General features: G+C 52.8%; 9 protein-coding genes. 3 read left to right on the plus strand and 6 right to left on the minus strand.

Annotated features, from left to right (window positions below; genetic code table 11):
- Positions 1–46: 46 nt before the first annotated feature.
- Positions 47–2,524, minus strand: coding sequence for a DNA ligase D (gene ligD / locus LAO76_12210; protein ID MBZ5491684.1), 2,478 nt, complete (start codon positions 2,522–2,524; stop codon positions 47–49).
- A gap of 75 nt (positions 2,525–2,599) precedes the next feature.
- On the opposite strand from ligD, the gene LAO76_12215 reads away from it, so the two are divergent.
- Positions 2,600–3,451, plus strand: a complete 852-nt coding sequence (locus LAO76_12215; GenBank protein MBZ5491685.1) for a Ku protein — start codon at positions 2,600–2,602, stop codon at positions 3,449–3,451.
- A gap of 40 nt (positions 3,452–3,491) precedes the next feature.
- Here LAO76_12215 and LAO76_12220 read toward each other — a convergent pair whose 3' ends face one another.
- The 5 genes from LAO76_12220 to LAO76_12240 form a co-directional block, all read right to left on the minus strand.
- Positions 3,492–4,088, minus strand: a complete 597-nt coding sequence (locus LAO76_12220) for a hypothetical protein (protein ID MBZ5491686.1) — start codon at positions 4,086–4,088, stop codon at positions 3,492–3,494.
- Between the two features lie 223 nt (positions 4,089–4,311).
- On the minus strand, positions 4,312–5,397 hold the full coding sequence (locus LAO76_12225) for a YeiH family protein (protein MBZ5491687.1): 1,086 nt from the start codon (positions 5,395–5,397) through the stop codon (positions 4,312–4,314).
- Between the two features lie 597 nt (positions 5,398–5,994).
- Entirely contained in the window at positions 5,995–6,843 is an 849-nt protein-coding gene (locus LAO76_12230) for an alkaline phosphatase family protein (GenBank protein MBZ5491688.1), read from the minus strand.
- Positions 6,844–7,093: 250 nt separating this feature from the next.
- Positions 7,094–7,774 (minus strand): class D sortase, encoded by a 681-nt coding sequence (locus LAO76_12235; GenBank protein MBZ5491689.1) that lies wholly within the window; start codon positions 7,772–7,774, stop codon positions 7,094–7,096.
- Between the two features lie 236 nt (positions 7,775–8,010).
- Positions 8,011–9,330, minus strand: a complete 1,320-nt coding sequence (locus tag LAO76_12240) for a PEGA domain-containing protein (GenBank protein MBZ5491690.1) — start codon at positions 9,328–9,330, stop codon at positions 8,011–8,013.
- Positions 9,331–9,590: 260 nt separating this feature from the next.
- Here LAO76_12240 and LAO76_12245 point away from each other — a divergent pair, with 260 nt between their 5' ends.
- Complete coding sequence (locus tag LAO76_12245; GenBank protein MBZ5491691.1) at positions 9,591–11,462, plus strand: ABC transporter ATP-binding protein/permease; 1,872 nt, start codon at positions 9,591–9,593, stop codon at positions 11,460–11,462.
- A gap of 18 nt (positions 11,463–11,480) precedes the next feature.
- Entirely contained in the window at positions 11,481–12,443 is a 963-nt protein-coding gene (locus LAO76_12250) for a hypothetical protein (protein ID MBZ5491692.1), read from the plus strand.
- Positions 12,444–12,483: the final 40 nt, after the last annotated feature.

Raw genomic sequence — 12,483 nt, forward strand, 5'->3', positions numbered from 1 at the left:
CGATTTCCTTTGCGACCTTCGCGTCCTTTGCGGTGAATCATGTGCTTTATACCATCACTTTGCTCAGCTTCTCAATCGCCGGGCCCAGTTCCTGCAGCTTCTTCAATACGCCGGCAAACAAATCGCCCACGCGCTCAAAGCGCCGCAGCACATTCGCAATGTGAAACTGCGCCGGTTTCAGCCCTGGCACAACTTCATCCCACTTAAGCGGCGTCGCCACGGGCGCTCCCGGATGTGCCCGTAGAACGTATGGAGCAGAAATCGTCTTGCCGCTGGCGTTTTGCAGATAGTCGAAATAAACCTTGCCCTTTTCCCGCGAAGAAACGTTTCGCGGTGTGGTAAATAGATCAGGCCGCTCGGCCGCCACCCATCGCGCCAGTATTTCTGCAAATTGCCGCGTCTGTGCCGAACTGTAAATTGGTTCCACCGGAACATAGACATGCATGCCGTCTCCGCCGGTGGTCTTGGGATATCCCATCAACCCGATCAGCCGCAGCTTTTCCCGGATGAGCTGCGCCGCTTCCACAATTCGGTCATAACCGCAGTGATACGGATCAAGATCGATCAGAATAAAGTCCGGATGCTCCAGCGTTTCCATCCGGCTCATGTACGGGTTCTGGTCAATGCAGCCCAAGTTGGCTAGATAAAGGAGAGAAGCTTTGTCGTCGCAGATCACGCGCATTTTGGATTCTTCGTCATCCTCCAGCTCTGCCCGATGCAGCCAGTCAGGAAATCCGGAAGCATCTTTCTGGAAGAAATAATCCTGGTCAATGCCGTTGGGATACCTCTTGAGCGAAAGCGGACGGCCTTGCAAATGCGGCACCAGCAGATCGGCAACCGCGGCGTAAAAATTGATGACGTCGCGCTTTGTATAACCGTCTGCCGGATAGAAAACTTTATTAAGGTTGGTGAATTTCAGCCGATGGCCATCGATATCGAGCGTGATCTCAGTTTTGTCCGCAGGCAATAAGACTTCTGGCGTAGACTCCGGCTGCGATTCTTGGTCCGCCAGCAACCCTGTTTCCCGCACCACCTCTTCAGGCGCGACCTCAGTCCGCAATCCTATAAAAACAGGAGCGCGCAGGCGGTCGTCTTTTGTCCAGGACGTAAACTTCACCAGGCAGACCAGCTCGGGCTTTACCCATGTGACCTCGCCGATTTCTTTCGGCACATCGCTCAGCACCGGCTTCTTCGTGATCAGCGGTTTGATCTTCTCAAACAGGCTCTTAAGCGATTGCTGCGTAAACCCCGAGCCCACATTGCCCGCGTAAACAAGCTTCTTGTCTTTGTGATAACCCAGCACCAACGAGCCAAACGGTTCGCGCTCGCCCAGAATGTATCCGCAGACAACAAAATCCTGCTGTGTGGTGACCTTGATCTTGATCCAGCTGCCACTGCGCTTCGATTCGTAGCGGCTCTGCGCCTGTTTGGCAATGATTCCTTCCAAGCCCTTGGCGCGCACGGCATTCAGCAGTTCGTCACCCTTGCCAACAAAATGTTCTGAATATCGCACGATGTCGCTAGGCAGCAGGATTGACATCAACAGTTGCCGCCGGTCAATCAGTGCGGCTTTCCGCAGGTCGTATCCGTTGAGATACAGCAGATCGAATGCAAAGAAGTTCAGGTTCGGTGGCGCCATACCCTTGAGGGCTGGTTTGGTGCCGAACCCAGTGAGGTTTTGCAGATGCTGAAAGCTTGGATTGCCATTGTCATCCAGGGCAACCACTTCGCCGTCAATGATCGCCGTGTCTGCTTTCACGCTCTGTGCCAGCGCCTGCGCCACAGGTGCAAACTGCTTATCCAGTTTGGTGCCCCGCCGCGAGAGCATCCGCACTTTGCCAGCCTCAATGAAGCACAGAGCACGATATCCGTCCCACTTGACTTCATAGAGCCAGTCACTACCGGCAGGCACCGCATTACCGAGCGTCGCCAGCATCGGCTCTAGCGCAGTCGGCATGTCGGCTTTGACCGCGCCTTCAGTCGAAGAAATGTCTCCAGGCCCTTGCAGAACGCTACGCGTGTCGGCTTCCGGGTCCCAGCCTTCACGCACGGCAAAATCCTTTTTCTTGATCAGCAGCCAGTCTTTCCCTTTGGCGCGATTGGTGCGCACCAGAGCAAACTCGCCCACGATCTTGTGTCCATGAAAGCGCAGCTTGAGATCGCCCGACTCCCACATCTGCTCCGGCGTCTTGGGGCCGAGCCATTCATACGTGCCGCGGTCCCACAACGTGACGCTACCCGCGCCGTAATTGCCGCTGGGAATCGTGCCTTCAAAGCTGCCATAATCCAGCGGATGGTCTTCCACATGGACCGCCAGACGCTTGATCGCCGGATCAAGTGTTGGCCCGTGCGGCAGCGCCCAGGACTTCAGTACACCGTCCATTTCCAGCCTCAAGTCATAGTGGAGACGTCGGGCACTATGTCTCTGAATAAAAAAGCGGTTACCCTCCTCGCCGCTCGGCTTGTCCGGAGGCTCCGGTGTCCTGGAAAAGACTCTTTTTCGCCGGTATTCTTCTAGTGACATAGCCTGTTCGGAAGATTGTATTGCACCGCTTTTTGTGCTCTCATAACCCCTACGCCCTTATCTGGAGAACATGAAATGGCCAGCACAGTTTGGAAGGGACATCTTACTTTTGGTCTGCTGTCGCTTCCCGTCAAATTGTACAGCGCAGCCCGTAGTGAATCCGTCGGCTTCAACCAACTCCACAAGCATGACAACTCTCGCGTCAAGAACGTGCTTTATTGCCAGGCTGAAGATAAGCCCATTTCGCGCTCGGAAGTCGTCAAGGGCTATGAATACGAGAAAGACAAATATGTAGTGATTGACGACGAGGACATCAAGAAGGTCGCGCCGAAGACCGCCAAGACCATGGAAGTTCTGGAGTTTGTGAAGGCCACTGAAGTCGATGCCATTTTCTTTGAAAGCTCCTATTACATGGCGCCCGATGAAGCCGGCGAAAAGCCCTATGCCCTTCTTTTTGAAGCGCTACGCCAAAGCGGGTGCGTGGGTGTGGCCAAGATTGCCATGCATAATCGCGAACACATCGTGGTGCTGCGGCCGGGACCAAAAGGGATTCTGCTGCACACCATGTATTATCCCGACGAAATCCGGCAGGTGGAAGAGTTCCGCACCGACACCAGCATTGTGAAAGAAAAAGAGCTGGCCATGGCCAAGATGCTGATTGATTCCCTGCTGGCCGAATTCGAGCCTCAGAAATACCACGATGCCTATCGCGAAAACCTGATGGCCATGATCCAGGCCAAGGTTGAAGGCAAGCAGATTGTGGAAACCGTTGAAACCAAGCACAAGGCGCCTGTGGTCGATATTCTTGAAGCGCTCAAGATGAGCCTGGCCGAAGTGAAGAAACCGATCCGCTCTTCAACTGGGACGCCTGCGGTTCCGGTGGAAGAAGACCGCCCGGCGCGGAAAAGCCGCAAAACCGGCGGTTAAATTCAGCGATCCTGGGTGTGCTAACTCAAGATGATCAGCTCTACTGCGCCTTGCCCTGCGTAACCGTTGTTGCCTTGTTTTTCTCAAAAACCACGGTTACCGGTTTGCCGGCATTGGCAAACTCAATCGTCCGATTGCCGTAATCTCCTTCACTTGCGCTCATGTTCGCTCCCAGCGCAAAGCTGGCCTGCAATTCGCTCATACCCTGCTTGGCCTGGTGCTGATCAATGGCGTTCCATGTATCTGCAGGCCAGTGCTTGTAGAGCTCGTGCGGATCCTCGAAAAAGAAGTTGTCGTTTACCGTGAATGTATAGTCATCGCTGGTGTTTGATCCAATGGCAGCAGCAAACGTTCCGGGCTCTCCTGCTTTTTCAAAGACCGCCATGATCTTCTTCTGGACAACCGTGACCTCGCCGACTTTAGGTGGCGCCGCGTCGCGGGCAAGCACCACGTCTTTGACTTGCAACTTGGCGATGGGAGGTAAGAGTCCCTCCTGGCGCTTAAAGTTCACCGCATGGGCCGCTGCATCGTAGGGATAATACGGCAGGACGTTTCCGGTCTTCACCCACATCGGCTTGCCCACCAGCTCTTTCTTGGCGGACTCCACGTTGTAAGGAAAAATCTTATGCGGGGTCACATAATCATCCATGTTCGATGAGTATGTTGTCTCTGGCTTTTTGGGCCCTCCACCTGTGTCTCGCCGGGCATAAAAGATGAATCCCACCCGAATACCCGCGATCACAATAAATACTAGCAGACTTATTTGAAGTTTCTTTTTAAGATCAGCATCCATCGTGCAATAAATGTAACACGCGCAAGGCTGCCTAACGCCAGGTACGAAGACAGCCCAGCAACCTGTGTCACAGCTTCACAAGTTTGCTCGCCCCCAGCACAAGCCCCAGCGTAATTGCCGCGATCACAACCTCGCCCAGCGCTCCCACAATGAACGGCCGCAATCCCTGTTTCTTCATCTCCTTGAAATTGATGCGCAAGCCTACGCCGGCAAACGTAAGCAGGAACGCCCACTTGGACAAGTTGGCGAGGTTATTCACCTGGTCCTTGTTGAAGATGCTCAGGCTCGCCAGCAGCGAGATCAGCAGGAATCCCAGCACAAACTTGGGAAACTTCTGCCACAGGAACGCCGCCTTGTTCCCAACAGCCTGTCGGCCTTCGCGCGCGGCCCAATACAGCGCGTATCCCAGAACTACAAAGCCGATCATCGCATTACGCGTAGTCTTGGCCAGCACAGCGATCTTTGCTGCCGCATCAGAATAGAGCGCTCCCGCCGCCACCGCTTCCGCTGTATTGTCCACTCCGGTTCCGGACCACAGGCCGTAAATGCGGTCGCTCATTCCCAGCCAGTGCCCAATAGGTGGAAAGGTGAACAGCGCAAGCGCGCCCAGAGCCAGGATTGCCGCAATGGCAAAGGAGGCATCTTCGTCGTCCGCTTCAATCGCGCCTTTCGTGGCGATAATCGCCGATACGCCGCAAATCGAACTGCCGACGGCGAGCAGACTCGTCAACTTGGGACTGAGCCCAAAAATGCGGCCCAGAAGCGTCATGAACCCGATCGAGAGAATAAGCTCTATCAGGACCAAAGTCAGGCTGACCGCGCCCAGCTTTAAAACGTCCGCCAAGAGAAAACGCGCCCCCAGCAACACAATGCCGGTCTTGAGCCAGAATTCATAGGTTGCAATTCCGGGTTTAAAAACTTCAGCCACGCCGATCGTGTTTGAGATCAAGAGGCCAATCAGGATCGCCCACAAAACGTATTCGATATTAGGAACCACCAGATGATGGGCTTTGGTATAGGTAGCGATCGACTTCTCCAGGACCTTTCCGCCCAATCCCACAATGGTCAACAAGCCAATGCCTGGCAGCATGGCCAGAAATTTGCGCGGCAATTGAATTGGTTCTGCTCTCAATACGGTTGTAGTACTTGCCATTGCTAATCCTCCAGTCAATCTTGTTGCGCGTTACCAACCCACATGTTTCAAGGCGCCCAACTTCACGAGCGCTGCCAGCAGCAAGGCAATACCTACGGCCCAGCCGTCTAGCGAAAGGCCTCTCTTTGATTTTTCCTGTGTCACTTGATCCGCCATCTGCTTAGTCCTCCTCTATATTGCGTTGTTCAAATGTGTACGATTGTTCCCACAAAACAAAAAGCCCACTCACGTCTGGTGAGTGGGCTTCAGCAACTTTCCTAAATTATTGCCTTAATGAAATCACCCGCCAGATGTGCCGAACAAGACGCACGAACAACATGAGTTGTTCATACACATCGGCATCTGGCGAAGAGTTGTCATTCGAAGAACGTATCTTACGAGCGTGTTGGATGTTTGTCAAAACATAATCGATTCTCAACTTTTTTGGGGGGATAGACGGGTTCCCAATTGGGACGAGTTACATCCATGGGCCGTGGCGCGAATGCGTCGAAGCCACCTGTGCTGCAAGCATTCGATGAGAAAAAGAAAAACTATGTTTCAAAGCACAAAAGAAAAGAGCCGAGTCGCAAGAACCCGGCTCCCTGAAAAATATCCAACCTATTTAAAAGCGTTCGTGAAAGATGGCACTTTTTCTGTCTGTTTCAGCCGCGGCAACCCCAAAAGATCCTCGATTGTCGCAAGCAGTGACTGATGCTGATAAAACGTATTATCGGCAAATTTTTCCTTGACTTGCGGGCCTATCACAACTGTGGTGATGTGCCCACCCCCGTGGCTGGAATCGCTCTTGGCTGCCTCATCAAAGGTAATGATGAGAACGCCGTCCTGCTGGAAGCCGGGATCTTCAAGCAGCGGGCCCACGCACTGTTTAAGCCAATCATCAGCTTCCTGTAGTGTGCCGTCATGTGCGTCATGGTCCTGATCGGGGATGACCATGCTGAAATCTGGAAGCGCTCCGCTTTTCAGGTCCTGCATGAACTGCTCGTATGGCACCAGATTCATGCGTTGTTTGTCATCGTCGCGAACATTGGTGAAATATGCCATGGGAAAATGCTTCTTAACGAAAGGTTTCCGGTTGCCACCCACGTAACCCGCCCGCGGAATGCTTTGTCCGTATGCCTTCCACTGCTTGTTCGCCGCGATCAACTGCGAAACAAGATTCTCATCCTGGACAACACCCTTATAACCGTCATCGGTGCTGATGGTCTGCCCTGTTGTCATGGTGAAATAATTGCCCATGGAAGGATGATGATTGGCGTAATAGTTGACCAGAATCGTATGTTTTTCTGCCAGCGATTTCAGATATGGCATTCCGCCCTGGGTGATCACGTTATCAAAGGAGTGGTTTTCTTCCACGATAACTACTACGTGCTTCGATTGTGGCATGGCCGCGAACGCTGCTGCGGCACAGCCCAGCATTAACAGAGCGATCCAAAGTTTATGTCTCATGCTTTCCCTCTTTTCTGTTTCCGCCGGAACGCCATAACAGGCAGCTCAGCAAAACACGCTTGATGGATTTCTGTCTGATTTACGTAGAGCACCTCGCCAGCCATTTTCACAAAAGTGCTACGCTCAAACATTCGATCATAAGGTCTTCGTGTCGCTCTGGCTGTGACACGCATCACTCGGTTGAGTGACGCGCGCTGGCTTGGAGTAAGCATTTTTCGACCCCTTGCCTATGATGTCTTGAGCCTTGCAGTTATTTTTCTGGTGAGGGGCTCGCGAGTTCTTTTATCGTCGCTTGCACCACGAACCGCCGCGGCGCAGGCCCTACATAGTGGAATGGATAACAAGTAACCAGCGTGAGTGACTGTGAGTTGCGTGGCTGCAGGACGCTGAGGTCATCTTCACCCGTAACCAGGATACGGTCCACAACATATATCTCTAAGGTCGTGGTGGTTTCAAGTTCGATCTCATCACCTCGGTTCACCTCTTTTAGGTTCTGGAAAAAACTGTCGCGATGGCCCGCTATTCCGATGTTACCTTTTCGTCCTGGCGCAGCCGTTCCGGCAATCCTCCCGACGCCACGGTTCAAAGTGATATCGTCCGTGCTGCCAAAAACCGGGACATCGAGGTGGATGCGGGGTATCCGCAAGATCGCAAGAGGCACTGTCCATGATCGATGGGCGGACGCTGCGGGACTTCCCCGTCCTTCGGAGCCTAGCGACCTTGCGTTCTCCGCAGAAGAGCCTGGAACTCCTTCTTCTGCGCCAGTCTCTTTGATTTGAGAATCCGTCATGCTGGCAGCTGCCTGGCGCCTTGCATCTTCAAAGCTCTTCATGCCCACGCGTACCATCACCATACGGTGAAGATAAGCGGCCAGGTACACGGCTAGCAAAGCAAGACCAATCACTAGAAGAAAATTCGACATCCAGCGCATGAATTTACTTCCAAACCGTGCTCTTGTCCGGCCTGTTCGAAGTACTGGTTCAGTGCGCCGCATCGGAATTCCCATGCACTAACCATAGAAGAACGGGATTAACAGCTACCGTGACGTGGATCACGGCAAACAAAAGGCATTGTGTGGCCTGCTTCGCACGAAGTAACAGCAAAAAAAGACCCACCAGATTGAATCTGGTGGATCTGACAAGCCCGAGGTGGTGGGCTTTAGGTCGTTCAACGTCCTTTACGGAATCGACGGATGCCAAGTCCAGTGAGCACGGAGCCCAGGCCCAGGAGTCCAAACAGCGGCAGCGGAGAAGCCGTTTGTGGCAGAGCAGCTGTCATTTCAGGCTCAATTGCTCCGGTAAGATGGACTGAGGCAGTCTGCGTATCAGAGCCACCGCAAATATTAGTGGCACTGATGGTGTAGGTTTTGGTCTCATCCACGACTCCGAGTCCAGTCTGAGATGGAACCAATGTTAGAGGCTCGGTGCCGTTTGCGCCGGTTACTGGCCCAATTGGATCAATGCGCACCTGATCGGCGTTGGCAGCAGTCCAAGCGAGGTTGGAAGAGCCTTGTTCAACTACTTTGTCTCCTACTTTGTTAAACGTGACATCAGCCGGCGTAGCGGTTAAAGACGTCTTTACGGTGGTATCCACGTTGACAGTGGTACTTTGCGTAACGATCCCGCCGGGGCCCGTTGCGCGGAGTTCATACGTCGTAGTCTGTAATGGCCGCAGTTTTTGATCTCCGTTTAGAGGAGAATTAAAAAGAGGCTTGCCATTTTCCGTAATGACCACATCGGCTGCTTCAGCTGAAGTCCACCCGAGCTGGACATAATCACCACAGGCAATCTGCGTCTTGTCCAATCCGATGCTGGCCTTTACTGGAGCCACGGCAATATCGGCCGTCTTGCTGCCTGCCTCAAACCGTTTGAAGGGCTCATGATCTTCGCCTCTTTTCCACGGCTTGTAGGTGCGCGTGTTCTCTTTTGTAGCAACGTCGACAATGACTCTCTCGTTGGCTCGAACCTCAACCTGCCCGTTGAAGAAAGGTGTGGTTTCTTTTGGGTTAACCAGGATCAGTTGATAGGTGCCCACAGGAACAATCAGGCGCTGCTTGGCCAGAACACTGTTGTTCATCTCATCCACATGTCCAACAAAATAATCCGGGGTTGTGCCGTTGAGGAAGACTGCGGCCTTGTCGTTAACATTACCTTCGATCTGAATGCGTCCCCATGGGCCGGTAACCATTCCCGGAACTTCGACCAATCTTGCATTGATCTCCGGATTGTCACCTGCTTTCAAGGTGAGCTTCTGGACCTGTGGCACAAACCCATAGTTGTACACGCCAATTGTGTACTCTCCAGGAGCGAGCCTGAGAGTGGCGCTGCGATGGGTATAAGGCTGCCCATCAATGAAAATGTATGCCTCACTCGGAGTAACGTTCACCCGAATTTTGGCGTTCTCTGGTTTTTCCGCAAAAGCCATGGATGCGCTAATTGCAACCACGGTCAAGAGAACGAATAAACGTCGGAATAGTAAAGATTTCATTGCTCCTCCTCGAGAGTTGCCCTGTTTCCGACGATGGAGTCCTAATGCCAGGGCAATCTTCTTAATGTGTTCACTACGACATTACTAAGACTTTGCCTTCCAAGACTGTGCGCCTGATCACACCCTCCAGTGACAACATCTGGCAGAAGTACCAGTTGCTGAGGGAAGACGGTCGGATCAGGATGTGACACGTATCACGGAAGCGTTGGTCGCCTTCAGCTACAAAAGAGAGGCGGAAGCATCAGTAGCGAGACAGCGGCATGTCAGATCACTACAAAGAATTGACGCAGCGAGAGCTTGAAAAAGATTTCACGGTGGCACATATCTTGCAACCGCACTGGAAAGGGCTGTTCATAGGGTTGTTAGCTGTTGCCGCCGAAACTGTTGCCGGACTTCTGGAACCATGGCCACTCAAGATTGTGCTTGATAGCGTTCTCCACACAAAAAAATCTCCAGATTGGCTATCACGTCTGATTGCTGCCACGCTAGGCCATGACAGCCTGGCCATTCTCAAATTTACGGCCCTGGCCGTTATCGCAATTGCCGCAGTAGGAGCCATCGGCACTTATGTTGAAAAACGAACAATTACCGCGGTAGGCCAGCAGGTAATGCATGGATTACGACGGATGTTTTACTGGCACGTCCAGCGACTCTCCATGTCTTACCACGATAACAAGCGGACAGGAGAAGTCATCAGCACGGTAACTAACGATATTGACTCCATCCAGAGCGCCGTCAGTTCTGGCATCCTGGATGCTTTGTATTACACGCTGACCCTGCTGGGCATGATTGGGATCATGATGTATCTGGACTGGCGTTTCACGTTGGTCGCGCTATCTGTGCTCCCGGCCCTGTTTCTTGTTGTTTACACGTTCACCAAGCGCATTAAGGCGGCTTCACGCGCATTGCGCAAAAAAGAAGCCGAGATGGTCTCGACTCTGCAGGAAGTGTTGTCCTCAATTCGCATTGTGAAAGCTTTCGGCCGCGAAGAGTATGAGCAAAAGCGCTTCGAAGACGAGAGCATTGAAAGTGTGGATCTGGCACTTAAAGCGCGCGATATCAAAGCTAAGCTCTCGCCGGCAGTGGAAATCATTGTGGCCTGCGGCACCGCCCTGGTGCTGTGGTTCGGATCAAGACAGGTTCTGAGCGGCGCGCTGACGCCTGGCGTCTTGGTCGTTTTCTTTCTGTACCTGGGCAAGATGTATAAGCCGATACGCGAACTTTCAAAAATGTCAGACACCTACTCGAAAGCGCTGATTGGTTGGGAGCGGATCAAAGATTTCCTTGCCATTGATCTTCAGGTACGAGATTTGCCCGGCGCCCAGCCTGCACCTGACTTCCAGGGTGAGATTGAAATGGAGCACGTGAATTTCGGCTACCTGCCAGATCGCATGGTGCTGAAAGATATAAGCATCAGAGTTCAGCCCGGACAAATGGCCGCCTTGGTGGGCGCTACCGGATCTGGAAAGAGTACGTTGATCAGCCTTATTCCCCGCTTCTACGATCCGGCAACCGGCGCGGTCAAAATTGACGGCGTAGACGTGCGCAAGTACCAGCGCAAGACAGTTCGACAACAAATGAGCCTGGTCTTGCAGGAAACACTGCTCTTTCGCGCTCCCATCTGGCAAAACATCGCCTATGGCAAGCCGGAAGCCACCCAGAGCGACATTGTGAGGGCTGCCTGCCTTGCCAACGCGGACGAATTTATCGACCGCTTGCCCGATGGTTACAACACAATGATTGGAGAACGCGGCGTAACTCTTTCCGGCGGGCAGCGCCAGCGAATCGCCATTGCTCGCGCAATCATTCGAAACAGCCCAATCCTCCTGCTTGACGAGCCCTCCACCGGACTGGATGCGGCTTCAGAAAAGCTGGTCCTGGAAGGGCTCGCTCATCTCATGGAAAACAGGACCACCATCATGGTTGCGCATCGGTTGGCGACCATTCAGAAGGCGGACGTTATTTTCGTGTTGCAGGATGGCGTCATCGCCGAGCGTGGAAGCCATCAGGAATTGCTCGCCGCCGGCGGGCTCTATGCGCAGTTCTACCAGTTGCAATCGCAAAAAGAAGATCAAGAAAAAGAGTCACAAGCCAATCCGCTCCTGGGCGGAGTTACGTGCGAAGTCAGTTGAACCAAGAATGGAGTAATTATGTTGAGCAATAGAAACACCTTGGCCAAGTCAGTCCTGATTATTCTTCTTGCGTGTGCCGTGAATTCTCTGGCCGCGGATGGAAAGAAAAAAAGCAAGGGAGATCTTCCGAAGCTGGGAAGTGCGCCTGCCGTGCTTTGGCGCGAGCCAGTGGACATCAAGACACGAGACTTGTTCTACGGACAGGGTGGCCCGGACCACATGCCGAACGGCAAGCTGACGTTCATTGAAGAAAAGTTTAATGGAGTAAATCCCAAGTTCGATGTTCGTGACGAATCTGGTATCCGCTGGGGCGTGAAAATGGGCAATGAAGCCAAGCCTGAAACGGCCGCCACGCGCTTGATATGGGCCGTGGGCTATTTCACCAATGAGGATTATTACCTGCCTGAATTGAAGGTGGGGGACCTAGCTCTCACTCGCGGCCAAAACCGGATCAAAAACAGCAAGATCGATGGAGTCAGACTGAAACGCCACAACAAGGGTGAGCACCAGGTTGCCGACTGGTCATGGGACAAGAATCCATTTGTTGGAACAAAAGAGCTCGATGGTCTGAAGATCATGATGGAAATCATTTGCAACACGGATTTAAAGACCGTGCAGCAGCACGTGTATGACGTGAAGGGCGTGGAACAACGCTATGTGGCTGCTGACGTGGGAGGAAGTTTCGGAAAAGCAGGCAAAGGCTTTATGCGCACAAAGGGCAAGCTCTCTGACTATCAGGCATTGCCTTTGATCAAGAATGCTGGTCCCGAATACATAGATTTCTGGCATTTCAAACATATTCCACGCGCCAATGCCATTTGGATTGGCGGCTACCTGACCCAGCTCTCAGATCAGCAACTCCGTGATGCTTTTCGAGCAGGCGGATTTTCGGATGCGGAAATCGATGGGTTTAGCCGCAAGGTCCGAGACAAGATCAATGAACTCGTAAGCCTTCAGAGTCCCTCAGCTCGTCTTGATTGATAGCGCTTGAAGGACTTCTTTTCGATCGGAATAGGGAGCG

Source organism: Terriglobia bacterium (assembly GCA_020072645.1).
In the GTDB taxonomy this organism is placed as follows: domain Bacteria; phylum Acidobacteriota; class Terriglobia; order Terriglobales; family Acidobacteriaceae; genus Angelobacter.

Coding starts and splice junctions, on each gene's coding strand:
- ligD (MBZ5491684.1), bottom strand. CDS start 2,524: ATGTCACTAGAAGAATACCGGCGAAAAAGAGTCTTTTCCAGGACACCG.
- LAO76_12215 (MBZ5491685.1), top strand. CDS start 2,600: ATGGCCAGCACAGTTTGGAAGGGACATCTTACTTTTGGTCTGCTGTCG.
- LAO76_12225 (MBZ5491687.1), bottom strand. CDS start 5,397: ATGGCAAGTACTACAACCGTATTGAGAGCAGAACCAATTCAATTGCCG.
- LAO76_12230 (MBZ5491688.1), bottom strand. CDS start 6,843: ATGAGACATAAACTTTGGATCGCTCTGTTAATGCTGGGCTGTGCCGCA.
- LAO76_12235 (MBZ5491689.1), bottom strand. CDS start 7,774: ATGCGCTGGATGTCGAATTTTCTTCTAGTGATTGGTCTTGCTTTGCTA.
- LAO76_12240 (MBZ5491690.1), bottom strand. CDS start 9,330: ATGAAATCTTTACTATTCCGACGTTTATTCGTTCTCTTGACCGTGGTT.
- LAO76_12245 (MBZ5491691.1), top strand. CDS start 9,591: ATGTCAGATCACTACAAAGAATTGACGCAGCGAGAGCTTGAAAAAGAT.
- LAO76_12250 (MBZ5491692.1), top strand. CDS start 11,481: ATGTTGAGCAATAGAAACACCTTGGCCAAGTCAGTCCTGATTATTCTT.